Raw genomic sequence first — 25,779 nt, forward strand, 5'->3', positions numbered from 1 at the left:
GGGCTGAGGTGTCATCGACCCCCGGTATCTCGTCATCGCAACCGGCGTCGCCGCCACGGCGTGGGCGCTTCATCACGCTCGAAGGTGGCGAGGGAGCCGGCAAGACCACGCAGATCGGGTTGCTGGAAGAGCATTTGCGTGGGAGCGGTCATGACGTCATGACGACACGGGAACCCGGCGGAACACCGGGCGCCGAGCAGATTCGCGGTCTGGTGACCAACGGTTCCGTCGATCGCTGGCATCCCATGACCGAACTGCTGTTGATGATGGCGGCGCGCAGCGACCATGTCGAGCGGGTCCTGCGGCCATCGCTGACCGCGGGCTTCTGGGTGATCAGCGACCGGTTCCATGATTCGAGCCGCGTCTATCAGGGACTGGCCGGGGGCCTCGGCCTTGATGTGGTCGACCGGCTTCATGAACCCTTGCTCGTTGGCACTCTTCCCGATCTGACACTTGTTCTCGACTTGCCCGTCGAAACCGGCCTCGCCCGCCGCCATGCCGGTGGCGGTGCCGGACGCTTCGAGGCCAAGGACCACGCCTTCCATGAAACGGTGCGAAAGGGTTTTCTCGAACTGTCTCGCCGCGAACCCCGTCGCATCCGGGTGGTCGATGCGACCCTTCCGGTGGCGGCAGTGGCCCGGCAGATCCGCGATGCCGTCGATGCACTGGAAGCCGGCACCGGATGACCGACCTGCCCTTCCCCCGGCCGCGTGAAAACCCGCTGTGCCTTGGCCACGACAGGGCATTCGACCTGTTCGAGCGGGCGCGGCACAGCGGCCGGCTGCCCCACGCCTGGCTGTTGCAGGGTCCTCGCGGCATCGGCAAGGCGACCTTCGCGTTCAGGCTGGCGCGACACATGCTCGCGCCATCGGACCAGAACCCGGACGATCCCCAATCGGCGATCTTCCGCCAGGTGGCCCATCTCTCGCATGGGGACCTTCACCTCATCAATCGCCGACCTCATCCGCGTACCGGCAGGATGCAGAGCCATATCGTCATCGAGACCGTGCGCGAGGTCATCGACAAGCTGCACGAGACCGCCAGCGGACGGCGCGGCCGCGTCGTGCTCGTCGATGCCGCCGACCTCTTCAACACCAATGCCGCCAACGGCTTTCTCAAGATCCTCGAAGAACCGCCGCCGCAGACGGTGGTCCTGCTGGTCTGTCATCGGCCGGGAGCGGTCCTGCCTACCATCCGCTCGCGTTGCGCCCAGCTCAACCTGCGCCCGCTGAGCCTTGCCGGGACCGTCGACGTGATCGACCCCTGGCTGCCCGATCGACAGCCGGACCGGATCGAGGCTCTGGCGCGGCTCGCCGACGGCTCGCCGGGACGGGCGCTGAAGCTCGCCCTTACCGGATTTCTCGAAGCCTATGCCGGCCTGCTCGATGCGGCAGCCGGCACGGCGGACCATGATCTGCCCAGCCAGGCGATATTTGACGTCCTGACAGAGTTTTACGGGCGAAGCGATATCCACATGACGGCGGAACTGCTGGGACAGACATTGCACCGAGTAGCACTTCTTTCGGGCGGTGCCGACCTCGGTCGCCCGCTGGTCGAGCACGAGGAACAACGGCTGGCGACCATCTCCGCCGGCAGCCCGCTTGATCATTGGACATCCTTGTGGAACAAGCTGAATGGCCTCGCGAGCCGGGTCGACAAGCTGAACAACGATCCCCGTCAGGAACTGATGCTGGCGGCCATGATGTTTGCCGATCGCCCGACGCATGGTTCCGGATCGTCTGCACCGTCATTCTTGGCTGCCCGCGAGCCTTTCCCGATCTAGAGCCTTTCCCGATTTGCCGAAATTCGGGAAAGGCTCCGGATCGTCGTTCTGCCGTATTTTCCGATCGTCAGGGTCTACCGGCCCCGATGGTGAAAAATCTTTGGGAGCCCACCCCGTGTCCGCACCTGGTGCCTACTACGTTACGACGCCGATCTACTACGTGAACGACAACCCGCATATCGGCCATGCCTACACCACGCTGGCCTGCGATGCGGTAGCCCGTTTCATGCGGCTCGACGGCAGACAAGTCCATTTCCTCACCGGCACCGACGAGCACGGCCAGAAAGTGGAGAAGGCGGCGACCGCCCGCGGCATGGACCCGCAGTCCTTCACCGACGAGGTCAGTCAGCGCTTCCGGGACCTTGCCCGGGCGATGAATTTCTCCAATGACGATTTCATCCGCACGACCGAGGCCCGTCACAAGCGTTCGGTGCAGGATCTGTGGAACCGCCTGCTGGAGGCTGGCGACATCTATCTCGGCAGCTATGCCGGCTGGTACGCGGTGCGCGACGAGGCATTCTACGCCGAAAACGAGATCAAGGACGGCAAGGCGCCCACGGGAGCGCCCGTGGAGTGGGTGGAGGAGCCATCCTACTTCTTCCGGCTGTCGGCCTGGCAGGACCGGCTTCTGGCCTGGTACGACGAGGACCCGGACCGTGTTCTGCCGGAAAGCCGCCGCAACGAGGTGATCAGCTTCGTCAAGGGGGGGCTGCAGGACCTGTCGATAAGCAGGACCACCTTCCGCTGGGGCGTGCCGGTACCCGGCGACGACGACCATGTGATGTATGTCTGGCTCGATGCGCTGACGAACTACATATCGGCCGTGGGCTATCCCGATCGCGACTGCGAGTTGTTCTCGACCTTCTGGCCTGCCGACGTCCATGTCGTCGGCAAGGATATCCTGCGCTTCCATGCTGTCTACTGGCCCGCATTCCTCATGGCGGCGGGCATCGAACCACCGAAGCGCATACATGCCCATGGCTGGTGGACCAACGAGGGCCAGAAGATCTCCAAGTCGCTGGGAAATGTCATCGATCCCTATGAGCTGATCGAGCGCTACGGACTCGACCAGGTGCGCTATTTCCTGTTGCGCGAGGTGCCATTCGGCAATGACGGTGACTTCAGTCATGCTGCCATGGTTCGCCGGATGAACAGCGACCTGGCCAATGATTACGGCAATCTCTGTCAGCGGGTACTGTCGATGATCGGCAGGAACTGCGGTGGTGCCGTGCCCGAACCCGGCGCATTCTCCGATGAGGACCAGATGTTGATCGGTTCGGCCGAAGCTCTTCTCGACACGGTGCGTGGGCACATGGAGCGGCAGTCGTCGCATCTGGCGCTCGAAACCATCTGGCGCGTGATTGCCGACGCCAACCGTTATGTCGACAGCATGGCGCCCTGGACCCTGCGCAAGACCGATCCCGCGCGCATGGCCACCGTGCTCTATGTGCTGGCGGAGACCATTCGCCATCTGGCAATTCTCACCCAGCCCTACATGCCCGACTCGTCCGGTCGCATTCTTGATTTGCTGGCCATCGACAAGCGGGACTTTTCCACACTTGGCGAAAGTGGCCGCCTGGTACCGGGTACCCCCCTGCCCCGGCCCGAAGGCGTATTCCCGCGCCACATCGAGGCCGAGCCGGCTACCTGAACCGAATGACATTTCCTACCATGTAAAATCGAAGCGCAGGCCGAAGACCGCCTCGTCGTCGGCCTGCGCCACGTGGTCGGGCTCATGGCGCAGCATCAGCCACGGCTGGACGCGAGCATGCTCGCCGAGCGGTCGGTCATAGGCGAGTTCGAGGCGTAATTCACGTCCGCTGGGCGTGGTATCAAGGCGGGACGAGGCATAGCCGATCGAGCCGTCGGCAGCCTGCGACACGGGCAGTTCGGCCCGGACGCTACCGTCCTCCACCCGCAGGGGCTGGCCGAACGCGATGCCCAGGCGGTCGCCTTGTGCGATCAGGTCATGCCCCGTTGCACGGGCGACAAAGGCCGATGACCAGACCGCCGACCAGTCGCCGAATGCCCCCCTGCCACTGTCGATGTCGCTGCGGCCTACACTGGCATCGATACCGATCGACCAGCCCGCCAGCTTCCGGCCGAGGGAGAGGCCCAGGAACTGCGTCCGGGCACCCGTCCCCAGCCCCGCAAACGCGCCGCCGGCATCGCTGCCCAGCACCGCCCCGTCCTCGTTGACGAGGCTGTGGGTCACGGCGAACCCTCCGCCGAGTTCTACCCGCGTGGCGATCATGACGCTGCCGCCATCGCCCTGCAAGGCATCTCCGGAATGCACGGCGACGCGAAGGCCCTGCGCCGCCAACATGAACTGCTCGCCCGATCCGGCGAGGCCCAGCGCCGGCATGGCCATGTCCGCAGGCGAGAGCAGGAGCCCTTCATTGTCATGGATTTCGCTGTACAAGGCCGAGGCGGGCATGTCGAACCCCAGCCGCAGGCGTCGGTCATCGATATCGCCAAAGGCCCATCCGACACGACCCCGGCTGTCATCATCGACATTCTCCGCACGATAGGCCGTAAAACGGGTATCCGCGGCCGCCGTCCGGGCGGTCCAGCTCACTCCTCCCCCCAGCAGCGGCGCGGAACCGCTGGCCCGGCCGTCCGTGGCCTCGCCCATTGCAAACGCGTCGAACCGCTGTTGGAGCAGCGGTGCCGGGTCATGACGATGGATGCCCCGCCCCAGACCGGCATCATAGGCGCGACCGAGCCCGTCGATGGCAAGGGCGGCAGTGACGATGTCGGAACCCGCCAGCGCATCACCGAAGGCCGGTCCGAGATCGAGATGGCTGCCGGCAAGTTGCGTCGAGGAGCCATCGCTGCCCGGCAGGGACAGGCTGCCCGACGGCGCCAGTGCAGCCCCGAGGTCGAGCATGCCGCGTCCATAGGTCAGATCGGTGCCGGCAGCACCGAGATCGCGGGCGCTGGAAAGCAGGAGGTCGACGACCTGCGCGCCGCTCATGAAAGGGAAACGGGCCTTGAGCACGGCCACTGCCCCGCTGACCAGCGGAGTGGCGAACGAAGTGCCATTGACTCTCTGCAGTTCACCGGCGGCATTGGTGGCATTCACACCTTGTCCCGGCGCGACGAGGTAGAATTCCGCCTGCTCCGGGGTGGCGGGCCTGGATGAACTGGCGGCGAGCGTGAGATCGGCGCCGACCGATCCGACGGCAACCAGCTTGCCACCCAGTCGCGAATCGCCGGCATAAGCAGCGGGATAGATCAGCGATCCACCGGTATTGCCGGCAGCGGCCGCGATCACCACGTCCTGACCGGTCGCCTCAACCAGCGATGCGATCGGAAACCCTGCGAGGTCCGAACTCCCCTGGCTCAGGTTGATGACATCGGCACCGTTCGCGGCGGCATGGCGCACGGCAGCAGCCGTATCATCGGCACGAAAGCACGAGGCCCCACAGGACTGGTCCGCGTCGAGGGACATGAGCCGCGCGTCGGGAGCGATGCCGACGATCATGCGGCCATCGCGTTTCGACACGATCCGCGAGGCGACCCAGTTTCCGTGATCGAGGTCGTCCCGGCCACCACCGGCCACCACACGACCGTTGCGGAACGTTGCACTGGCAGGGTGGAGGTCGTCGTTGAAGTCGGTCGGATCCACCGTTCCGCCTGGGCCGTTATAGGAGGTCACTCCACTGTCGACGAGCGCAACCACGCTCCCCTTGCCGGTGGCACCGGCGGCCAGGGCTGCATCGCCGCGGACAGCGCGAAGGGACCAGCTGCTGGCAAGTTCGCGTTTCAGCTGGGCAGTGGTCGGAGCGGGCGGTTGCAGGGCAGGCCGCTGCGGTTGCGAGGGGCTGCTCGCCATCGTGGCCGAACCGCCGCCCGAGCCCCCACCCCCGCAGCCCGACAGCAGCAGGGCGATGACCACGCCGGATGCGCCGTTTCGAAGCCATTCCCGCATGACGTTCTTCTCCCGTTAACCTTATTGCCTCACCATGGTTAAATCGCCAGGTGGCTCATTCGAACGTCATTGCTATCGGGACCACACCTCATGACGTCAATCGCGTTAACCATAGCCGTGAACCTTGCCTCTCACCGGCAGGGAAGCTAGTTCGAAGATCCTGACGACCGATCCTCCGCCTGCCAACCGATCGAAACCGAAGGCCCTCATGCTCGTTGATTCCCACTGTCATCTCGACTTTCCCGAACTGCTGGCCGAGGAGGCCGGCGTGCTGGCGCGTGCACGCGAAGCGGGCGTGCGGACCATGCTGACCATCAGCACGAGACTTTCGACCTTCGACAACGTTCTGCAACTGGCAAATCGGCATGACGGGGTATGGTGCGCAACCGGTGTCCATCCCCATCAGTCGGGAGAAGAAGGTCCCGACAGCGCCGCTCCACTGATCGCCCATGCGGCCCATGCCAAGGTGATCGGCATCGGCGAGGCCGGACTGGACTATTTCTACGACAAGAGCCCCCGCGAGGCGCAGGCAGCGGGGTTCCGCGCCCATATCGACGCCGCGCGGGCGACCGGACTGCCCCTCATCGTCCATACCCGCGACGCCGAGGAGGACACGATCCGCATCCTCGAAGAGGGATTGGCCAGGGGGCCGTTCGGCTGCGTCATCCATTGCTACAGCTCCAGTCCATGGTTGGGCGAGCGGGCCGTGGAGATGGGATTCCACCTCGGTATCGGTGGCATTCTCACGTTCAACCGCTCCACCGAACTGCGCGAGACGGTCGCCCACATGCCGCGCGACCGGATCATCCTCGAAACCGACAGTCCCTATTTGGCACCCGTCCCCAAGCGCGGAAAACGCAACGAACCGGCCTTCGTCGCCCATGTGGCGGGCAGGCTTGCCGAGGTCTGGCAGATGACTATTGCCGAGGTGGAAACACTGACCACTGACAATTTCTTCCGTCTGTTCAGCAAGGCGGAACGGCCTGCATGAGAGTTACCGTTCTGGGATGCGGCACGAGTTCCGGCGTCCCGCAGATCGGATGCGACTGCGCTGTCTGCCGTTCACCCGATCCGCGCAACCGCCGCCGCCGCTGCAGCATCTTCCTCGAAGCCGCCGGCGAACAGGTGCTGTTCGACACGGGCCCTGACCTGCGCGATCAGTGCCTGACCGCCGGCATCGCCCGCATCACCGCCCTGATCTACACCCATGCCCATGCCGATCACATCCACGGGCTCGACGACCTGCGGCAGATCAACAACGTCATCGGCCAGCCGATCCCGACCCATGCGGCACCGGAGGTGATGCAGCGGATCAGGGACCGCTTCCCCTACGCCTTCCTCGGCGGGCGGCATGCAGAAGGGGGATTCTGGCGGCCGGAGCTCGACGAACGACCGTTCACCGGGCCATTTTCCATCGGCGCCCTGGACTTTGTCCCCTTCCGGCAGAAGCATGGCCGCGGGGAGAGCTGGGGGTTCCGGGTGGGGCCGTTCGGATATTCCACAGATGCCGACGGTCTCGACGAGAATGCCTTATCCATTCTCGAAGGTGTCGAGGTGTGGATCGTCGACGCACTGCGCGACAAGCCGCACCCGAGCCACGCCCATCTCGAACGCACGCTCGGCTGGATCGACCGCGTTGGCCCACGACGCTGCTGGCTCACCCACATGAATCACGAGGTGGACTACAACGCCTGGCTGGACAAGCTTCCGCCGGGCATCGAACCGGCCCATGACGGACTTGTCATCGATATCGGGAATGCGGCGGACTGAGGACCAATAAACAACCCCGCCGCAAGCAGCGGGGTATTCGCCTTTGCGTTCAAGCGCCACGCAGGCTGCGCTCCCGGTCGGTCGCTAGTCGTCGCTGCGCTCCTCCACCGTCGCAGCGAGCAGCGGGGAATGTACCCAAAGAGATTCAAGCTCGCCACCTGTCCCGAACCGGCTCCGTTCAGTTGATCAGCTTCGCATCGAAGCCCTCCTCGGTGCTGGTGAGCAGCGCCTTCTTCTCGCGCAGGCTGGTTTCGAGATAGCAGTCATGCCCCCAGAGATAGCGCAGATGCTCAAGTGTCTTTTCCGCCTGTGACAGGTCGAGGTCGCGGCCATCGTGGTCGTGCACCAGATAGAGGATGCGGCCGCCCTTGTGGTCGCAATCGGCGATCCTGATGACCGGCATCGAACTGCAACCGACCTGCAACAGCAGCTTGTTGCGCACGTTCTCCCAATGGTCCTCGTCCGACACCGCATCGACGACCAGGTGCTCTCCGCGCGGAGCATAGGAGAAGATGTCGAGTTCACGCATCAGGTCGTGTGTCAGGAAACGGCGCAGGAAGGCGACGTCGCGGTCGCTCTCGCGCACCACCATCATCTTCGCCCGGCCCTCGGGCGTATCCGCCCCGCCGAAGCGCTTTTCGATGTCATGCCAGACCATGAAGCCGACGTGATAGGGGTTGAGACCGCCCGGATGCGGGCAGATCACCTGATTGTGCCGCACCATGAATTCGAGGAAGATCTCCTGCGGCAGGTCGAGGCTCGACATGATCTTGTGGTGCCAGTAGCTGGCCCAGCCCTCGTTCATGATCTTGGTCTCCATCTGCGGAATGAAGTACCGGGCCTCCTCGTCGACGATGGTCAACAGGTCGCGCTGCCATGTGGCGAGATCGGGATTGTGGTCGCGAACGAACAGCAACAGGTCGCCATCGGGTTCCAGCGGCACGCGCGAGAGGTCGACCTCCGCCGGCTCCTCGCCGGCATGCAACTCGCCGAACGGGTCGGTGCGCGGCGTCGCCGCCTCCAGCGCCCTCGCCCGCTGCTCCGCCCGGCTCAGTCTCGGCGTCAGCGCGTTGCGCGAGCGGTTCATCGACAGGGCATGGGCCGCATCGAGGAACGCCTCGACCAGATCGGGGCCGATCGACGGGTCCTCGATATAGCCACGCACCCGGTCGGCCCGCCGCTTGAACGCACTGATGGTGTCGCCGGCGCGCGTGCCGGAGGTAAAGGTGAAGTTGTTCTTGAAGAAGTCGTTATGGCCATAGACGTGGGCAATTGTCAGCACCTGCAGGCAGAGGCTGTTGTCGCGCATCAGATAGGCCAGGCACGGGTCGGAATTGATCACCATCTCGTAGGGCAGGCCCTGAACGCCATAACCGTAGAGCGTCTTGGTCTGCTCGAAGGATTTCCCATAACTCCAGTGCGGATAATGGGAAGGCATTCCATGGTAGGCCATGTAGCCGAGCATCGCTTCCTGATCGCAGACCTCGAACTCCTGCGGGTAGCAGTCCAGCTCGAACTCCTGCACCTTTTCCCGGATCTTCACGTCCCAGCGCTCCAGATCCGCCATCGACCAGCTCGTCACGATATCCGCCTCCAGATGAGTAAGGGCCTGCCTGTGAAACCTTACGACCTGGGCGTTATTTCAAAAGGTATAATAAACGCAATGGTAGATTATATGGGAAAGCCTGTCGAGACGGGAGTTGCCACGAACATCATCCCTATGGTGCCTGCGGCGGGTTTTCCCGCTTCCCGATGGAACCGGGACCGGCCGCGTCCGACGGGACGCTCACCGCACTCCCTGCCCCGGACCGAACCTCCGCGAGCCCTCCGGCCGCAGGGCATGGCTGCCGGGTGGCGAGAAAGCTGCCTGCCCGCAGGGCCATGGCCTTGCGGGCGATGACCGACTGTGCGGTCGCATGGACGATGACCGGCTGCGCTGTCTTGCCGCTGCCGGCCGAAGGTACGGACGGTCCGGCATCCTCATCTGTCACCCCTGTCACCACCAGCGTGAACAGCTCGCTGCCGGCGGTCACCAGATCGCCAACGACCGCCCGGGCAAGTGCACGCTCGCCGGAACGTAGTGTCCGCGTCATGGCTTCCGCTGCCAGCTCCTCGTGGGTCGCATCGGGGGCTTCCGGCGTCGGGTACGGCCGCATGCGGTGGCTACCTGGCGGGATTGCGGGTGTCGCCGAAGATGCGGATGCGGCATCTGTCCGCCGTCGGCGGCGGAAGGTCCGGCGCTTTTCGCGCAGGCTGGCCAGCAGCAGTTCGACTCCGCGCCGGGCGGGATCGCGACCGATCACATCGATGCAGTAGGAACAGAAGACGAGCAGGCGAAGGTCGGTCGGCTCGCGGTTCAGCTCGCTCTCGATCTTGCGTCTCACCAGCGGCCGCAGCCGCCGGCAGAACGCCTCGTCATCGTCACCGGCACAGCCCGCATAGGAACGGACCAGCCGGGCGACGACGGGTTCATCGAGCAGCCATGCGACCGCCCGCTCGTCGAGACCGGACGTTCCCGCCAGTTCCGCAGGCCCGGCGCCGCGCGCGGCTGCCCACGAAAAACGCCAGAAGTCCTGCGGCCCCCAGCCATGCAGGGGGCCGGCCAGACGATCGTCGAAGATGCGGAACCCATGGCTCATGACCGCCATCTTCACTCAAGATAGCGGTAATTTCAAGGATTATTTTCTTATTCAAGTCATCGACCCGGGTCTGCCGGCTCAGTTGGCGCCTTCACCGGAACGCGCTTCATCGACCAGCGCGGCCAGATTGGCGACCGGTACCGCACCGGGGATGATCGTGTCGCCGAGCACGAAGCTCGGAGTGCCGGAGATGCCGAGCGATCGGCCGAGTTCCAGCGTGCTGGCAATCTGGGCCGCGACATCCTCGCTCTCCATGTCCTCCTTGAGCCTGTCGACATCGAGATTGCTGCGCTCCGCCAGCCGCTCGATCGCGGCCATCGACATGTCGGAGGCGGTCATCAGCGCATTGTGGAAGGTCTCGTAGGCTCCCTGCTTCTTGGCAGCAAGGGCCGCGCGCGATGCCCGCAGGCTGTCCTCGCCGAGGATGGGAAATTCCTTGAGCACGAACCGCAGCCTGGTGTCGCGGGCGATCAGCGACTGCAGGCCGGCATTCATGCTGCGGCAGTAACCGCAGCGATAATCGAAGAACTCGACGAGAGTGACATCGCCGTCGGGATTGATGACCCCGTCGCGGTCATCGTGGAAGATCTCGTCGGACTGGGTGAGAAGGGCCTGTTTCTGGCGGGCCTCGTCCTCGGCCTTCTGACGGTTCTGGTATTCCTCGATCGCCTGCAGGATGACCTCCGGTTCGCGCATCAGATAATCCTTGACGATGCGTTCGACCTGGTCGACCGGTAGGTCCTTGCCACTGTCCTGGGCGATCGCAGGGACGGCCGCAACGAGGCTGCCGACACCGATCGCGGCCAGCAGGCCGAGGAAAACATGGCGCATGGGTTCACCTTTCATCTTGAACAGGATTCCAGCCCAACAGGGACAGACCATTATGCCGCAGGTTGGCCGTTCGCGGGTGAGATTTCTAGGCGACGACCGGAACAATAGCCATTCACATCTGCGAAAAGTGGCGTAGTGCCTATCCGCTTGGCTCAGGCTCGTCTATATGTTGTGTTGAGCGCTTAGGTCGGTCTTTTGCATGTCCCGTCCCGATTTTCCACGCACGCTTTCCGAGTTTCAAGCTCGGTTCGGCTCCGAGGAAGCCTGCCGGCACTACCTCGTGGCGTGCCGATGGCCGGATGGCTATCGCTGCCCACGCTGCGGCGGCAGTTCCGCATTCGAGGTGTCGTCGCGAGATCTGTTGCAGTGCAAGTCATGCCGGCATCAGACCTCGGTCACCGCAGGCACGGTCCTGCACCGCACGCGCCTTCCGCTTCGCTCGTGGTTCTCGGCCGCCTATCTGGTGACCACGCACACGCCTGGTTTTTCGGCAGTTCAGTTGCAACGGCAGCTCGGCTTGGCGCGTTACGAGACGGCCTGGACGATGCTGCAGAAGCTGCGCCGCGCGATGCTGCGACCGGAGCGGGATCGCATCTCGGGCACGGTGGAGGTCGACGAAGCCTATGTCGGCGGTGTCGAGTCGGGGCGCCGCGGCGGACGCCAGCGTGACAGCACGAAATCCATCGTCGCTGGCGCCGTCGAGGTGCGTGGCAACGGCTCCGGTCGGATCAGGCTCGCCGTCGTCGAGGATCTGTCCGCCAGCTCGCTGACCACCTTCGTCGAGACGTCGGTCGAGCCAGGTAGCATCGTGTTGACCGATGGATGGCAAGGCTATGCTCCGCTGCGCACGAGCTACGACCACCAGCCGTCGACCGTCGGAGATCCGAAGAATGCCGCCAAGCTCCTACCGCGAGTCCACAGGACCTTCTCCAATCTCAAGACCTGGCTGAAGGGAACTCATCACGGTGTCGGTGCGAAGCACTTGCCGCACTATGTCGACGAGTTCGTCTTTCGCTTCAATCGCCGTCGCACGCCGATGGCTGCCTTTCAGTCTCTGCTCGGGCTGACCGCTCGGCACCCACCAACGACATACAAGATGTTGTACCAAGCTGAGCCAAGCGGATAGGCACTAGTGGCGTTATCCGGCTTCCATGTCGCTGACCGCACGTTCGAGGTCGAGCAGATGCACCCAGCCCGGGTCGCCCTGCGAGATGCGTTTCTTCGCCTGGGCCAGATAGAGCTGGGCATCGTCGCGATTGCGCAGCAGCATCGCATGTTCGGCCAGGGCAAGGGCAGCCTCGCCATCGTGGCCGTCGCGTCCGTAGGCGAGGCCGAGGAAACGCCAGACGGAGGGGTTCTGCGGCTCGATCACGGAGGCCTCGCGCAGCAGGTCGATCGCCTGGCCGGGATCGCCGCCGGATTCCATCAGCGCCCGGGCGAGGCCCACCTTGAGCAGGGCGGAATCGCCCACCTCCCGGTTGGCCTTGCGGTAGGGTGCAACGGCCGCCGCGACATCGCCGGTCTCGAACAGGATCTGCCCCTTGAGCTCGTTGAACCATGGGTCGTCGGGTTCGCGGGCGAGAAGCTGGTCGATCAGCTCCAGCGACTGCGGGATATCGGAGGAGCGGTAATAGGCGATCGCACGGGCATAGATGTCGGGGATGGTATCGCCCTGCCACTTGCGAAAAACCTGGTTGCGATTGTCGAGAAAGCCGTCGAGCTTGGCCACCATGCGTGCATGTTCGATATCGTCCAGCCTGCTTTCATGCTCGCCCTTGAGCGGCGACTGATCGACCTGGTTGACGAGGAAGGCGATACGATTGCGCGTGAGCGGGTGGGTACGCAGGAATTCGCTGCCATCGACATTGATGCGCAGATTCTGGTTTTCCAGGATCTGGAAGAACTGGAGCAACCCCTCGGGCGAGCGTCCGGCCTGCTCGAGGTAACCGATGGCGGCCTGGTCGGCGGACTGTTCCTGCGCCCGGCTGAAAGCGAGCAGGTTGCGCTGGGCCACCGTGGCCCCCCCGGCGACAATCGCCGTGCCAAGCTGAGGTGCACCGGCAACGGCGGCCGCTGCGCCAAGCAGCGCGCCGATCAACGCCTCGGCGGCTGCATTCTGGCTCTCCTTGCCGATTCGCGACAGATGGCCGCCGGCGATATGACCGGTTTCATGGGCGATCACGCCAGCCACCTGATCGAGGCTCTCGCTGCGCATCAGCAGGCCGGTGTTGATGAACAGGTTCTGCCCACCCGCGACGAAGGCGTTCAGCCGCGGATCGGCGATCATGTAGATCTTCACCGAATCCGGATCGAGCCCGGCTGCGGAGAACAACGGGTCGGCCACGCCCGCGAGGATGCGTTCGATCTCCTCGTCGCGGATGAGCTGCTGGGCAACGGCCGACTGCACGGCAAGCATCAGCGCCAGCAAGGCCAGCACCAGCCTTGCCCGGAAACTCCTCGACCGCGCCCTCGGGCCGCTGGTCCCCATTGCGATGTCCATGGTCGAACAGGTCTCCCGACAAACCTTGGGCCAGACAAGGGCAGCAAGCTGCCTACCTAGACAAGGGCAGCAAGCTGCCTACGATGCCTTTACCTTACCAGCATTCTGCCATTATGGCACCATTGAGTAACCATTTGCTTAAGGAAGGATCAGCGGCCGAACGTGCGGATCCATGTTTCGAACTGTGCACACGCACGCTCGATCTGCCCTGTCTCGCCGGCAAACGAGAAGCGCACGAACCGGTGTCCGCGCACCGGGTCGAAATCCACACCCGGTGTTATGGCAATACCGGTATCGGCCAGCAGCCGGCTGCAGAATCCGATCGAATCGTCGCTGTAACGGCCGATATCGGCGTAGGCGTAGAAAGCTCCTTCGGCCGGAGCGATCCGGTCGATACCGGCGCGTGCGAGGGAGGCCAGCACGAGGTCGCGATGCTTGCGGTAGGTGTCCACTCGTGGCCGCAACTCGGCCTCCGCCTTCAGCGCCGCGATGGCAGCATGTTGGCCGATGGCCGATGCCGAGATGTAGAGGTTCTGTCCCAGCCGTTCGACGGCGGCAGTGAGATCAGCCGGCAGAACCAGCCAGCCGATGCGCCAGCCGGTCATGGCGAAGAACTTCGAGAAACTGTTGACGACGATGGCGTTGTCCGTGTGACGCAGGACCGTCGTCGCCGGGCGCTCGTAGGTGATTCCGTGATAGATCTCGTCGGCCACCAGCCTTGCGTCCTGCGCGTCGCACCAGTGGGCGATGGCGGCCAGGTCGTCGTCGCCGATCATCGAGCCGGTGGGATTGGCAGGGCTGGCGATGACCAGCCCGTCGATCGCTCCCTCTCTGACGACAAGTGCATCGAGTTCCGCCAGTGTCGGCTGAAAGCCGTTTTCCAGCTTTGCCTCCATGCGCACCACCTCGATGCCGAGCGCTTCAAGGGTGTTGCGGTAGCAGGGATAGGACGGATCGGCGACGGCCACCCGATCCCCCTTGTCGAAGGCTGCCAGAAATGCCAGCACGAACCCGCCGGAGGCTCCCGCCGTCACCGCGATCCGTTCTGTTGCGACCGTCGTCCCATGCCATCGCCGGTAGAGGTCGGCGATACCCTCGCGCAGCTCGCCGATGCCGAACGCATTGGTGTAGCCGACCGGTCTTTCCCGCAGGCAGCGGGTCGCAGCCTCGATCACCGATGGGGGAGCGCCCCCGCCGGGCTCTCCCAGTTCCATGTGCAGCACGGTTCCGCCCGCCGCTTCGCGGGCATTGGCCTCGCGCAGGACGTCCATGGCGAGAAAGGGGCTGATCCGGCTGCGTTGCGAAGGTTGCACGACAGAATCCCACGTCATTACCGTTCCGGCACGACCTCGCGAACGATCGACCGGGAAACGCTACGGGACATCAGGACAGGGAGCCGCAATCGACCGGTCCCCTGTCCGATGAGAGACCCGGATCAGCGGACCCAACGACTCCACCAGCCACGGCGGACCTCGCCGTCATCCTCGCTCTCGTCGATGTCGGAAGCGGGTGCGGATGGGCTCTCGCCTTCGTCGGTTCCCGCTGACGCCTGCGGCTGTTCGACCGTCGCGTCAGCAACCAGTGCCACCGGGGCTTCTTCGACGGCTGGCACCGATTCCGATGTAGCGAATTCGTCCACCCTTGGCTCTTCGGGCCTTGGCTCTTCGGGCGATTCCACGGCGATATCGGCAGCAGGTTCGACATGCGTCTCATCCGCCCGCCCGGTCTCCTCCCGCACTTCACGTCCTTGCACCCCGTCCGGCTGTGCCTCACCGGCCGGCGATTCGTCCAGCTGCGATGGTTCGGCCGGAGATACGGGCCCGACGCTGTCCTCGGTCATTGTCGCCTCGGAGACAGCCACGACCTCGTCGATCACCGCGGCATGGGCAGCAACGGCTTCGGGGTCGGCCGGGGATTCGTTGCCACCAGCGTCCTCACCGGCAGCAGCATCCGCCTTGCGGGACCGCGTGCGACGGCGACGACGGCGCGGCCTGTCCTCCTCCCCGTCTTCGGCCGATGCACCATCGGCCGACGGCGCATCACCTGCCGGCACCTCATTGCCGGGCTCCTCGACGGGAACATCAATGGCCGCATCAGCCGACACCGGCGGTTGCTCGTCCGTCCCGGGTGCCGATTCGGCAGGCTCGGCCTGGCGACGCGAGCGGCGACGACGGCGCGTACGGACCTCCCTCTCGCCCGACTTCGCCTCCGGCTCCTCCTGCGCAGAATCGCCAACGCCCGCATCGTCAGCCGGTTCGGCAGTCTCGTCGTCATCGACATCGCCAGCCTGACGGTGCTCACCGGCCATGGTCGGCGAATCATCCTGCTGGTCACTGCCGCCGCGGCGGCGGCGACGGCGGCGACGGCGCTTGTTCCGGCCACGCCCGTCATCCTCATCCTCGCCGTTCTGCGTCGGGGAAGCCTGTCCCTTGTCGCTACCGCGATCACCCCGCTCCCCACCACGCGTCGATGCGGGTGCGGATGCGGACGACTCGCCCTCCTCGACCGCCTCGCCATCGACCGTGCGCTTGACGGATTGCACCTCCATGTGCGGCGCATGCAACTCTGCATCGACCTGAACCGACACGTCGATGTCGTAGCGCTCCTCCAGTTGCACCAGGATATCGCGCTTGTTGTTCAACAGGTAGAGACCGACATCGACGGGCAGAGTTAATGACAGCTCGGCAATCTCGTTCTTGATACCTTCTTCCTGGACCAGGCGCAGTGCCTGAAGGGCGCAGCTTTCGGTGGAGCGGATCACCCCCAGCCCCGAACATGTCGGACAGACCTGCGAGGAAAGCTCCTGCAGGCTGGCCCGCAGGCGCTGGCGCGACAGTTCCAGCAGGCCGAACATGCTGATCTTGCCGACCTGAAGGCGCGCACGGTCGATTTTCAGCGCCTCTCGGAAACGGCGCTCGACCTGCCGCTGATGCCGCATTTCGGCCATGTCGATGAAGTCGATGACGATAAGGCCGGCGAGATCGCGCAACCGCAACTGCCGGGCAACCTCGTCGGCCGCTTCGAGATTGGTCTTGAGCGCCGTCTCGTCGATGTGCCGTTCACGGGTCGAACGCCCGGAATTGACGTCGATGGCCGTCAGTGCCTCGGTCGTGTGGATCACGATCGACCCGCCGGACGGTAAATACACGGTGGGGCTGTGCATCGCATCGAGCTGATCCTCGACCTTGTAGCGATAGAACAGCGGCAACTCGTCCTTGTACTGCTTCACGTTCCGAGCACGGCTGGGCATCATCATCTGCATCAGCCGCTTGGCCACGCGATAGCTGGCCTCTCCCTCGACAAGCACTTCCTCGATATCGCGCGAGTAGAGATCGCGAACCGCGCGCTTGATCAGATCGCCCTCGGCATAGATCAACGCGGGGGCCACGCTTTCCAGCGTCGTCTCGCGAATGTCGCTCCACTGGCGCAGGAGGAAGTCATAGTCGCGCTTGATCTCCGACTTGTTGCGCTGCTGGCCGGCGGTGCGGACGATCAGCCCCATTCCTTCGGGGACTTCCATCTCCTGGGTAATGGATTTCAACCGTCGGCGATCATTGGCATTGGCGATCTTCCGGCTGATACCGCCGCCGCGCGGGGTGTTGGGCATCAGCACGCAATAACGTCCGGCGAGGGACAGGTAGGTCGTCAGCGCCGCTCCCTTGTTGCCGCGCTCCTCCTTGACCACCTGCACGAGCAGGATCTGCCGGCGCTTGATGACTTCCTGGATCTTGTAGGACCGGATCAGGCGCGCGCGCATCCGCGCCTGGGCATCGACCACGTCCGCGGTCTCCTCCTCGGCATCGACGGTAACCGAGGCCTCGCGTCTCGATGCCTCCATCCGGGCGGCAGCGGTGGCGTCATCGATATCCTCATCCTCGGCCTCGTCCGCCCCCGCATCGGCACTCCCGCCGTCATCATCGGCGACAGGTGCATCGTCCTCGTCCGAAGACGATCCCCCATCGCCGGACTCCTGCGCATCGGAAACAGTCTCGCTGTCGCCTTCGTGATCACCGTGCCCCTCGTCGCCCGTTTCATGGGCATGCTCACGCTCCATGCGTTCGAGCATTTCACGGTCGGCTTGCGGGATCTGGTAATAATCCGGGTGAATTTCGCTGAAGGCCAGAAAGCCGTGGCGGTCGCCGCCATAATCAACGAACGCCGCCTGCAGCGACGGCTCGACGCGGGTCACCTTGGCAAGATAGATATTGCCCTTGAGTTGCTTTTTGGTCGATGTCTCGAAATCAAAATCGCAGAGCTGGTCCTTGTCGACGACGACGACCCGTGTCTCTTCGGCATGGGTCGCATCGATCAGCATTCTTTTCGTCATCTGGGTGAATCTCCGACCGGAGCACGGACAGCGGCCTCGGCACGCGAGCCCGGTCACGATCATACGGGTTGGTCCAGCGCACGATCGAACCGCGGGGCCCGGAGGCCGGCTTGTTCATCGATGGTGACGGCTGGCGCATGTTGTCCTTTGGTTTTTCGATGCCGGAGGGCCGGCCTGCCTGCGTCAGGCGCAGGGGCAATCCTGGCCACTTTGGCGGATTTGCAACCGCTGGGTTCTTTGACGGATCTGACGGCATGAACTCAGCGACCTTCGCCAGGTCGTGCGTAAGCTGATATTCTGCGCATCGTCTTTCGATCCATCCGTGATATTATAGGGTCTGTCACTGCGTGCTACAATCCACTAATGTCGTTTCTGGACAGCGTCGTGCATCCCACGCAAATCGCGAACAGCCTGCCCGGGTCCAGGGATGCGAGCTCACTCATGAGGATTCTGGAACCATCTGAGCGCATGATCGCCGGTATTGATGAGATTTGCCCGAAATCGACCCGTTTCGCGGGCCTGGCGATGCGCGTCGTCTTTTCCTGCATGGTCATGCTGATGGCCGTCGCAGCGGTTGCATCGCCGTGGTTCGCATCGGATGCCGGCGCCCAGCAGACGCAGGTGCTGGGGATCCGCTTCGGCATTCACCAGACGCGGACCCGCATCGTCGTCGACCTGAATGCGAGCGTCCCCGTCAACACCCGGGCCGATTCCTCCCCCCGGCGGGTGGTGATCGACCTGCCATCCGTGCGCTGGAACCTGCGGGCATCGGACCAGAGCGAGCCAAAGGGCCTGGCCACCGGGGTAAGACACGGACCGGTCGGCGACTCCGGTTCGCGGATCGTGATCGATACCGCTACACCGGTGAAGATCGTCAACACGATGATGTTACCACCATCGGGCGACGCGGAGGGATATCGCTACGTTGTCGACATTGCCGAAGACAAGGATGCCGGCACGTCCAAACCCGGCGTCGTTGCCGCGGCTCCCGCCCGCTCCGAAGCGAAGGCTCCTCCCCGGCGGAAGGCCGAGGTCCGTTCGCCGGGCCCCGCGCGCCCGTTTGTCAGGGTGAAGCCGCGCCCGGCCAGCCCGGTCACGGCTGACATCGGTGATACGGCGACCACGCAGGCACCCGTCGGCGCGACCGTGGCGCCGCCCGATGTCGATCATACGGTCGAGGACCAGGCCCGGGCACATCCCGAACCCGTGAACATCCCGTCCCGGCAGGCGTCGTCACCGCCATCCTTCATCCCGGCGCCGAGACCCGGGCCCGAACCGGGCGATCCGGCGATGGCCGGAACCGGAAAGCCGCTGATCGCCATCGATGCCGGCCACGGCGGCATCGACCCCGGTGCCATTGCGGTATCCGGCGAACTGGAAAAGAACATCACGCTTGCCACGGCCCGGACGCTTGCCCGCATTCTCGAACGCACGGGGCGCTACAGGGTGCTGCTCGTGCGCGACGATGACAGTTTCATCCGCCTGCGCCACCGGGTCGAGATTGCCCACCGCGCCGGAGCGGACATGCTCATTTCGCTGCATGCCGACAGCATCGACGACCAGAAGTTCCGTGGCACCTCCGTCTACACGCTGTCCGAGACGGCGTCGGACAAGGAAGCCGCCCTGCTTGCCAGCAAGGAGAACAAGGTCGACATCATCGGCGGCACCGACCTGAGCCACCATGACAAGCTTGTGGCCTCGATCCTTATTGACCTTGCGCAACGGGATACCAACAATAAGAGCATCGACCTCGCCGATCTGTTGATCAACGAACTTGGACAGGTCACCCATCTCGTCAAGAACACGCGGCGTTATGCCGGCTTTGTCGTATTGAAGTCGCCCGACACGCCCTCGGTGCTGATCGAGCTCGGCTACCTGTCCAACAAGACGGATGCCGCGGAGCTCACCAGGCCCTCTCACCAAGAGAAACTTGCCCATGCCATCACCCAGGCCATCAACCGGTACTTCTCGCAGCTCCATGCACCGCTCTGACAGGGGAGTGCTGGCACGGCTGGGCGGGGCAATCGCATCGGGCGTATCGTGGCTGGTCGTGACCTTGGCCCTGGGAATCGTCATCGCGGGCGGCGTACTCGTCTATATCATCAATCGCGCCGGCGACGACCTGCCGGACTACAGTCGACTCGCCGATTACACCCCTCCGAATGTCACACGCATTCATGCGGGCGATGGTCGCCTTCTGGCAGAATACGCACACGAAAAGCGGATATTCGTACCCATCGACGCCATCCCCCGTCGCGTCAGGAACGCCTTCGTCGCGGCGGAGGACAAGAATTTCTACCACCATATCGGTGTGGATCCGGTGGGAATCCTGCGCGCCGTGCTCGACAATATCGAGCGCATGCAGCAGAACCTGCGTCCCCAGGGCGCGTCGACCATCACCCAGCAGGTCGCGAAGAACTTCTTCTTCACCAACGAGGTGTCGCTCGATCGCAAGATCAAGGAGGCGGTGCTGGCACTGCGCATGGAGCGGACCTTCACCAAGGACCACATCCTCGAACTCTATCTCAACGAGATCTTCCTCGGACACCGTTCCTATGGTGTCGCCGCTGCCGCCCTGAATTACTTCGACAAGTCGCTCGAAGAACTGACGCTCTCGGAAGCAGCCTTCCTCGGCGGCCTGCCCAAGGCCCCCTCGCGCTACGATCCGCAAACGGCCTATCAGGCGGCAATCGAACGGCGCGACTACGTCATCGGCCGCATGCTGGATGACGGCTACATCACTCCCGAGGAGGCGGCACAGGCTCGCAGCGAACCGTTGACCCTGCGCTCGCGCGCACCCACCGATTTCGTCTCCGCCGATTTCTTCACCGAGGAGGTCAGGCGCACACTGGTCGACCGCTTCGGCGAGGACGGATTCTATGGCGGCGGACTTTCCGTGCGAACCACCGTCGATCCGCAACTGCAGCACATGGCCGACACGGCGCTTCGCCGCGGGCTTTCCGCCTACGACCGTCGCAAGGGCTATCGCGGGCCGATCGGTCATATCGATGTCGATGCTCCGGACTGGCAAAAGCAGCTCGATGCGTTCGATCCGGGCTTCGAGACCTCGCCGTGGCAGGTCGCGCTGGTCCGTGAGAGCGGCAGCAAGGCAGCAGGGCTGGCTCTCGCCGGCGGCGAGAAAATCGAGATCCAGGCGCGCCACCTCTACTGGGCACGGCGGATCGGTGGGGACGGCCGTCTCGGCCCGGAGGTCGCCCGCGCCGACCAGGTGCTGGCACCGGGCGATGTCGTGCTCGTCACGCTGGTCGAACCCGAAGACGAGGATGGCGACGGCAAGGTCGATGGCAAGGCGGTATGGGGCCTGCGCCAGAGACCCGAGGTCGATGGCGCGGTGGTCGCGCTGGATCCGCATACCGGCCGTGTCCTGGCCATGAGCGGCGGTTTCAGTTTCCGCCAGAGCAAGTTCAATCGAGCCACCCAGGCCGAACGCCAGCCGGGCTCGGCCTTCAAGCCCTTCGTCTATCTGGCGGCCCTTGAGGCGGGCTACACTCCGTCCTCGATCATTCTCGATGCGCCGCTGGTCATCGACCAGGGCGAGGGCCTGCCCCGCTGGAAACCGGCAAATTACGGCGATCATTTCTATGGCCCGAGCACGCTGCGCCTCGGGATCGAGAAGTCGCGCAACCTGATGACCGTGCGGCTGGCACAGAACATCGGCATGGAGCGGGTGGTCGACGTTGCCCGACGCTTCGGCGTCGATCACGGGCTGGGCTACAATCTCGCCTCGGCCCTCGGCTCCAACGAGGTCGCCCTGCTGAACCTGACGACCGCCTACGCGATGCTGGTCAATGGCGGGCGCAAGATCACGCCGAGCCTTGTCGAACGCATCCAGGACCGCTACGGCCACACCGTGCTGGCCCGCGATCCGCGGGTATGCGACGCCTGCCGCAAACCGTTCTGGGACAACGAACCTCCTCCCGTGATCCCCGACGACCGGCCCCTGGTCGCCGATCCGCGCAAGGCCTATCAGATGGTCCACATCATGGAAGGTGTGATCGAGAACGGCACCGGTGTCCGGGCCAAGGCGATCGGCAAGCCGCTGGCCGGCAAGACCGGTACCACCAATGACAGCCGTGACGCATGGTTTGTCGGGTTTTCGCCCGATCTGGCGCTCGGCGTGTATGTGGGCTACGACATCCCCCAGACGCTGGGTCGCAAGGAGACGGGGGCGAGTGTCGCATTGCCGATATGGACCGAATTCATGGCCAAGGCCCTCGCCGACAAGCCGGCGACTCCATTCCGCACTCCGCCGGGAGTACGTCTTGTGCGCATCGACGCCGATACCGGGCTGCTGCCGAGCGCTGCGACCAAACGGGTGATCGCCGAGGCCTTCCTGCCGGGCACGGAGCCTGTTACGACGACGCCGGTTGCCATCGTGTCGCCGGTCACCGCTGACGACGGCAGGCAGGACGGAAGCCAGTTGCCGGCCGTCACCAGGGCACCGCAGGCTCCGGCATCCAACGGCATTTACTGAATACCGCTACCGCATTCCTGGAGAATATCGTTCGATGAGAGCCGAGATCAGCAATCTGGCAGATCAATTGAAGCAGGCGCTGGACCTGCTGAGGAGGCATCTTTGACTGGGATGAAGCCCTTCGCCGTCTCGACGAACTGAATGCCCTGACCGAAGATCCAAACCTGTGGAATGATGCCGAAAAGGCGCAGGCGTTGATGCGCGAGAGAACGAAGCTCGCGGATTCGATCGAGAGCCAGAAGGCCATGGAACGACGCCTTGCCGACAGTCTCGAACTGGCGGATTTGGCCGAACTGGAAGATGATGGTTCGACCCTCGACGAGATCGAGGCCGATCTTGCCGACCTCAAGCTCACCACCGACCGATTGCAGCTCGAAAGCCTGCTGTCGGGGGAGGCCGACGGCCTCAACGCCTTCCTCCAGGTCAATGCCGGTGCCGGCGGCACCGAAAGCCAGGACTGGGCGCAGATGCTCCTGCGCATGTATGTGCGCTGGGCGGAGAGCAAGGGCTACAAGCTCGAATGGATCGAAGAGAGCGAGGGAGAGGAGGCCGGGCTCAAGTCCGCCACGGTGAAGATACAGGGCGACAACGCCTATGGCTGGCTGAAGACCGAGGCCGGCGTCCATCGCCTGGTGCGCATCTCGCCGTTCGACAGTGCCGCCCGCCGTCATACCAGCTTTGCCAGCGTCTGGGTCTATCCCGAGATCGACGACTCGATCGCGATCGAGATCGAGGACAAGGATTTGCGCATCGACACCTACAGGGCATCGGGAGCTGGCGGCCAGCACGTCAACCGGACCGATTCGGCGGTACGCATCACCCATAACCCCACCGGCATCGTCGTCCAGTGCCAGAACGACCGCTCGCAGCACAGGAACAAGGCGCAGGCGATGGACATGCTCAAGGCCCGTCTCTACGAGCTGGAGTTGCAGAAACGGCGCGAGGAAGCACAGGCCACCGAGGACACCAAGACCGATATCGGCTGGGGCCACCAGATCCGTTCCTACGTGCTCCATCCCTACAAGATGGTGAAGGATCTGCGCACGAGTGTGGAAACCGGTAATACCCAGGCCGTACTCGATGGCGACCTCGACCGGTTCCTCGAAGCTTCACTGGCCATGGGAGCGGGCCACCTGCGCCCCGAGGCAATGGACAATACCGAATAGACCGCGGCGGCGTTCAAGGCGACAGACTGGCCGGTACCCGATTCGACACAGGTCGGTCCCGGCAATGACCGCGGCGGTCAGGCCAGCCAGTGCAATATCAGTGTCAGCACCGGCACCGCAAGCAGTGTCGAGAGCAGCATCGACGCTGCAATTTCCGTCTGCGCCTTGCCATAGCGCACGGCGAACAGGTAGGCGTTGACGCCGGTGGGCATGGCCGCGGCGATCACCGCCACGGACGCCCATAGTGGATCGACGTCGAAGACGACAAACGCCAGGAACGCCACCAGCATCGGCTGCATCACCATCTTGATGGCGACCATGACGACGCACAGGCGCAATGTACCGGCGATGCGGTAACCGCGCAGCGACGCGCCCACGGAAAACAGTGCACATGGCAATGCCGCTCCCCCCATCAGATCGCCGAAGCGGTCGAACAGGCGGGGCATCGGCAGGTCGGCCAGGTTCCATGCGACACCGCCGACAAGGCCGATGAGAATGGGGTTGGTCGCCAGACCTTTGACGGCATTGCCCATGACCGCCCATGTCCGTCCCCTGCCGCGGGCAACCCCTTCCACGAGGAATGTGACCAGACTGAAAAAGATCACGGCATGGAACGACAGCAGGAGAAACAGCGGCAGACCGGCCTTGTCGCCCAGTGCCGCAAGGATGATCGGTATGCCGATCAGCACCGTGTTGCCGTAGATCGAGCCGAAAGCGGCGAGCACACGAAACTCGAAATCGGCATGTCCCAACCAGCGATAGCCCATGATGGCAAGGACGAAACTCGTTCCTACCCCGCCATAATAGGCGGCGAAATAGCGGACATCGATCTCGGCGGGCAGTTCCTTGGTGGCAAGGCTGTGGAACAGCATCACCGGAATGGCGAAATAGAAGACAAAGCGGCCGAGCGCGGCCCCGGCCTGGTCGTCGAATGCACCGGTATAGGTGGCAAGATAGCCCGAAGCGATCACCACGAAGACCGGCAGCACGATATCGAGAAGAATTTCCAAGCGGTCCTCACGGTTCAAAAAGATGCTCCAGGCCACAGCAACGCCCTGACCGGCTGCATGAAACAGCGATCCTGACCGATATTGAGCCTGCCTTGCGGTGTTAAACTTTTTTTAAGGGGAGGTGCAATAGACTGCGGATATCAAGAAAAGTAAAGGAGGGCCGAATGATTGCCCAAGCCGAGCCTCAGCCAGTCCAGGTCGCCACAAGCGAACTTCCACCGCAGACGGAACGTTGGCCCATTCCCCAGGCGGCGATGTTCATCTTCACCTCGGCCAGCCTGTGCTGGATTGCCATCTTCGCCGTGATTCGCGCCCTTTTTGTCTGATTTCCCCCTTTCATGAAAGTCTCCTTGCAGGGGCAATCCTGTCCCTGCATCCTGAGACCGCATGGGCCGAACACAGGCGTTCTTGTGTCGTGACTTTCCCGTTCAGGCGGAACACACGAACGACAGGGGAATGAGCCACGCGGCGCATTCCGGACTGGATCTTTGTGTCATGTTATGCTATTATTCCTAATATTAGCGTAATGACATGACAGGAGTCCTTCGTGTCCAGCCCCGCCCTTGCCCGCATCCCTCGAAACGACGGCACTCCCTCCCCTGTCCGGCTCCGCGGTCCGCGAGTAGCGCCCGCCCTGGAGGATACAGGGCGGCACAACGCCATTTCGGGTCCGTTCCACATCGCCGACGCCGGTGAACGAGCCGAATTCGAGGCGCTCGTGGCGGATCTTTGCACAACCTGCCGATGCAGTGGCGCAGCCATGAAGCACTGGGTCCTCGAAATGGCCGCGGCCATGTGGCGCCAGCGCTGGCTCGTGGCGCTGGAGGAACGGGTCATGGCGGAAGGTGGCGGCACGGCCCCGTCCCGCCTGCCGTCGCTGGCCACCATCATCCGCTATCGCAGCCGCCTCGCGGCCGATTACCGGATGGCCGAGGAAAATATCGTCCGCCTGCAGGAGGCCCGACGGCTGAACCCGCCGGATGAACGGGCAGGAACCACGGGCTCCGACGAAGACTGCCCGCCGCGGGCCGCGCCCCAGGACACCGGCGGCGGCAAGGAAGACACCGGCGGCGGCAAGGAAGACACCGGCGGGGAAGATACGAGGGCGGATACCCCCGGCGATCCGCCCCGCAGCGGTGACGGTCATGCCGGTCCTGCCCCCTCTCCCGCCATCGCGACGGCCGCCCTGTCCGCAGGGCCCGGCCCGTCGCCGGATGACGGCGGCGCATCCGCAGCTCCCGTCACGGATCGGGAGAAATCCGGACCGGCACCGCCGGATCCCGGGTCCCGGCAGCCCTGAGCCGGATACATCGCTTCGGAACAT

At 64.1% G+C, this 25,779-nt stretch carries 19 protein-coding genes; 11 read left to right on the top strand and 8 right to left on the bottom strand.

Annotated elements, in window-relative coordinates; all coding sequences use genetic code 11:
• Positions 1–26: 26 nt before the first annotated feature.
• Genes H6851_00925 through H6851_00935 form a run of 3 tightly spaced genes read left to right on the top strand, consistent with a single transcriptional unit; the run spans position 27 to position 3,434 of the window.
• Positions 27–686, top strand: a complete 660-nt coding sequence (locus H6851_00925; GenBank protein MCB9942171.1) for a dTMP kinase — start codon at positions 27–29, stop codon at positions 684–686.
• Positions 683–1,783: a DNA polymerase III subunit delta' gene (locus tag H6851_00930; GenBank protein MCB9942172.1), complete on the top strand. Its 1,101-nt coding sequence runs from the start codon at positions 683–685 to the stop codon at positions 1,781–1,783. The genes H6851_00925 and H6851_00930 overlap by 4 nt, the downstream gene beginning before the upstream one ends.
• Positions 1,725–3,434, top strand: coding sequence for a methionine--tRNA ligase (locus H6851_00935; GenBank protein MCB9942173.1), 1,710 nt, complete (start codon positions 1,725–1,727; stop codon positions 3,432–3,434). Before H6851_00930 ends, H6851_00935 begins: the two co-directional genes overlap by 59 nt.
• 15 nt (positions 3,435–3,449) lie before the next feature.
• On the opposite strand, the gene H6851_00940 is transcribed toward H6851_00935, so the two are convergent.
• Positions 3,450–5,717, bottom strand: coding sequence for a S8 family serine peptidase (locus H6851_00940; protein ID MCB9942174.1), 2,268 nt, complete (start codon positions 5,715–5,717; stop codon positions 3,450–3,452).
• 208 nt (positions 5,718–5,925) lie between these two features.
• Between H6851_00940 and H6851_00945 the strand changes: the two genes are divergently transcribed.
• Together H6851_00945 and H6851_00950 are read left to right on the top strand one after the other, a co-directional pair.
• Complete coding sequence (locus H6851_00945; GenBank protein ID MCB9942175.1) at positions 5,926–6,708, top strand: TatD family hydrolase; 783 nt, start codon at positions 5,926–5,928, stop codon at positions 6,706–6,708.
• The gene (locus tag H6851_00950) at positions 6,705–7,487 is read left to right on the top strand and encodes an MBL fold metallo-hydrolase (protein ID MCB9942176.1); all 783 of its coding nucleotides are present in this window, start codon (positions 6,705–6,707) and stop codon (positions 7,485–7,487) included. The genes H6851_00945 and H6851_00950 overlap by 4 nt, the downstream gene beginning before the upstream one ends.
• Before the next feature lie 178 nt (positions 7,488–7,665).
• Here the strand turns inward: H6851_00950 and H6851_00955 are convergent, their stop codons facing one another.
• The 3 genes from H6851_00955 to H6851_00965 form a co-directional block, all read right to left on the bottom strand.
• Entirely contained in the window at positions 7,666–9,072 is a 1,407-nt protein-coding gene (locus H6851_00955) for a SpoVR family protein (GenBank protein ID MCB9942177.1), read from the bottom strand.
• A gap of 133 nt (positions 9,073–9,205) precedes the next feature.
• Positions 9,206–10,126 carry a hypothetical protein gene (locus H6851_00960; GenBank protein ID MCB9942178.1) on the bottom strand — a complete coding sequence of 307 codons (921 nt, stop codon included), beginning with the start codon at positions 10,124–10,126 and terminating at the stop codon, positions 9,206–9,208.
• 78 nt (positions 10,127–10,204) lie between these two features.
• On the bottom strand, positions 10,205–10,972 hold the full coding sequence (locus H6851_00965; GenBank protein ID MCB9942179.1) for a DsbA family protein: 768 nt from the start codon (positions 10,970–10,972) through the stop codon (positions 10,205–10,207).
• Positions 10,973–11,156: 184 nt separating this feature from the next.
• Between H6851_00965 and H6851_00970 the strand changes: the two genes are divergently transcribed.
• The gene (locus tag H6851_00970) at positions 11,157–12,083 is read left to right on the top strand and encodes an IS1595 family transposase (GenBank protein ID MCB9942180.1); all 927 of its coding nucleotides are present in this window, start codon (positions 11,157–11,159) and stop codon (positions 12,081–12,083) included.
• 12 nt (positions 12,084–12,095) lie between these two features.
• On the opposite strand, the gene H6851_00975 is transcribed toward H6851_00970, so the two are convergent.
• The 3 genes from H6851_00975 to H6851_00985 all read right to left on the bottom strand — a co-directional run bounded on the left by H6851_00975 (position 12,096) and on the right by H6851_00985 (position 17,784).
• The gene (locus tag H6851_00975) at positions 12,096–13,457 is read right to left on the bottom strand and encodes a M48 family metalloprotease (protein MCB9942181.1); all 1,362 of its coding nucleotides are present in this window, start codon (positions 13,455–13,457) and stop codon (positions 12,096–12,098) included.
• 149 nt (positions 13,458–13,606) lie between these two features.
• On the bottom strand, positions 13,607–14,788 hold the full coding sequence (locus tag H6851_00980; GenBank protein ID MCB9942182.1) for an aminotransferase class I/II-fold pyridoxal phosphate-dependent enzyme: 1,182 nt from the start codon (positions 14,786–14,788) through the stop codon (positions 13,607–13,609).
• 104 nt (positions 14,789–14,892) lie between these two features.
• Complete coding sequence (locus tag H6851_00985) at positions 14,893–17,784, bottom strand: Rne/Rng family ribonuclease (GenBank protein ID MCB9942183.1); 2,892 nt, start codon at positions 17,782–17,784, stop codon at positions 14,893–14,895.
• Positions 17,785–18,225: 441 nt separating this feature from the next.
• Here H6851_00985 and H6851_00990 point away from each other — a divergent pair, with 441 nt between their 5' ends.
• The 3 genes from H6851_00990 (at position 18,226) to prfB (ending at position 23,445) form a co-directional block, all read left to right on the top strand.
• Positions 18,226–19,776 carry an N-acetylmuramoyl-L-alanine amidase gene (locus H6851_00990; GenBank protein MCB9942184.1) on the top strand — a complete coding sequence of 517 codons (1,551 nt, stop codon included), beginning with the start codon at positions 18,226–18,228 and terminating at the stop codon, positions 19,774–19,776.
• Positions 19,763–22,279, top strand: a complete 2,517-nt coding sequence (locus H6851_00995; GenBank protein MCB9942185.1) for a penicillin-binding protein 1A — start codon at positions 19,763–19,765, stop codon at positions 22,277–22,279. The genes H6851_00990 and H6851_00995 overlap by 14 nt, the downstream gene beginning before the upstream one ends.
• A 34-nt stretch (positions 22,280–22,313) precedes the next feature.
• Positions 22,314–23,445, top strand: a protein-coding gene (prfB, locus tag H6851_01000) for a peptide chain release factor 2 (protein MCB9942186.1) whose coding sequence is annotated in 2 segments (ribosomal slippage) — positions 22,314–22,382 and positions 22,384–23,445 — 1,131 coding nt in all. Because the reading frame shifts where the segments join, the coding sequence is not laid out codon by codon here.
• Positions 23,446–23,522: 77 nt separating this feature from the next.
• On the opposite strand, the gene H6851_01005 is transcribed toward prfB, so the two are convergent.
• Positions 23,523–24,455 carry an AEC family transporter gene (locus H6851_01005; protein ID MCB9942187.1) on the bottom strand — a complete coding sequence of 311 codons (933 nt, stop codon included), beginning with the start codon at positions 24,453–24,455 and terminating at the stop codon, positions 23,523–23,525.
• 164 nt (positions 24,456–24,619) lie between these two features.
• Here H6851_01005 and H6851_01010 point away from each other — a divergent pair, with 164 nt between their 5' ends.
• Both H6851_01010 and H6851_01015 read left to right on the top strand, forming a co-directional pair.
• Positions 24,620–24,781, top strand: a complete 162-nt coding sequence (locus H6851_01010) for a hypothetical protein (protein ID MCB9942188.1) — start codon at positions 24,620–24,622, stop codon at positions 24,779–24,781.
• A 221-nt stretch (positions 24,782–25,002) separates the two neighbouring features.
• Complete coding sequence (locus tag H6851_01015) at positions 25,003–25,755, top strand: hypothetical protein (protein MCB9942189.1); 753 nt, start codon at positions 25,003–25,005, stop codon at positions 25,753–25,755.
• Positions 25,756–25,779 lie beyond the last annotated feature (24 nt).

Source organism: Geminicoccaceae bacterium (genome assembly GCA_020638465.1).
Classification (GTDB): domain Bacteria; phylum Pseudomonadota; class Alphaproteobacteria; order Geminicoccales; family Geminicoccaceae; genus JAGREO01.

Excerpts from the sequence above, each read along its gene's own strand:
- H6851_00930 (MCB9942172.1), top strand. The coding sequence starts at position 683 with ATGACCGACCTGCCCTTCCCCCGGCCGCGTGAAAACCCGCTGTGCCTT.
- H6851_00935 (MCB9942173.1), top strand. The coding sequence starts at position 1,725 with ATGGTTCCGGATCGTCTGCACCGTCATTCTTGGCTGCCCGCGAGCCTT.
- H6851_00940 (MCB9942174.1), bottom strand. The coding sequence starts at position 5,717 with ATGCGGGAATGGCTTCGAAACGGCGCATCCGGCGTGGTCATCGCCCTG.
- H6851_00945 (MCB9942175.1), top strand. The coding sequence starts at position 5,926 with ATGCTCGTTGATTCCCACTGTCATCTCGACTTTCCCGAACTGCTGGCC.
- H6851_00950 (MCB9942176.1), top strand. The coding sequence starts at position 6,705 with ATGAGAGTTACCGTTCTGGGATGCGGCACGAGTTCCGGCGTCCCGCAG.
- H6851_00960 (MCB9942178.1), bottom strand. The coding sequence starts at position 10,126 with ATGAGCCATGGGTTCCGCATCTTCGACGATCGTCTGGCCGGCCCCCTG.
- H6851_00965 (MCB9942179.1), bottom strand. The coding sequence starts at position 10,972 with ATGAAAGGTGAACCCATGCGCCATGTTTTCCTCGGCCTGCTGGCCGCG.
- H6851_00970 (MCB9942180.1), top strand. The coding sequence starts at position 11,157 with ATGTCCCGTCCCGATTTTCCACGCACGCTTTCCGAGTTTCAAGCTCGG.
- H6851_00975 (MCB9942181.1), bottom strand. The coding sequence starts at position 13,457 with ATGGACATCGCAATGGGGACCAGCGGCCCGAGGGCGCGGTCGAGGAGT.
- H6851_00980 (MCB9942182.1), bottom strand. The coding sequence starts at position 14,788 with ATGACGTGGGATTCTGTCGTGCAACCTTCGCAACGCAGCCGGATCAGC.
- H6851_00985 (MCB9942183.1), bottom strand. The coding sequence starts at position 17,784 with ATGACGAAAAGAATGCTGATCGATGCGACCCATGCCGAAGAGACACGG.
- H6851_00990 (MCB9942184.1), top strand. The coding sequence starts at position 18,226 with ATGAGGATTCTGGAACCATCTGAGCGCATGATCGCCGGTATTGATGAG.
- H6851_00995 (MCB9942185.1), top strand. The coding sequence starts at position 19,763 with ATGCACCGCTCTGACAGGGGAGTGCTGGCACGGCTGGGCGGGGCAATC.
- H6851_01010 (MCB9942188.1), top strand. The coding sequence starts at position 24,620 with ATGATTGCCCAAGCCGAGCCTCAGCCAGTCCAGGTCGCCACAAGCGAA.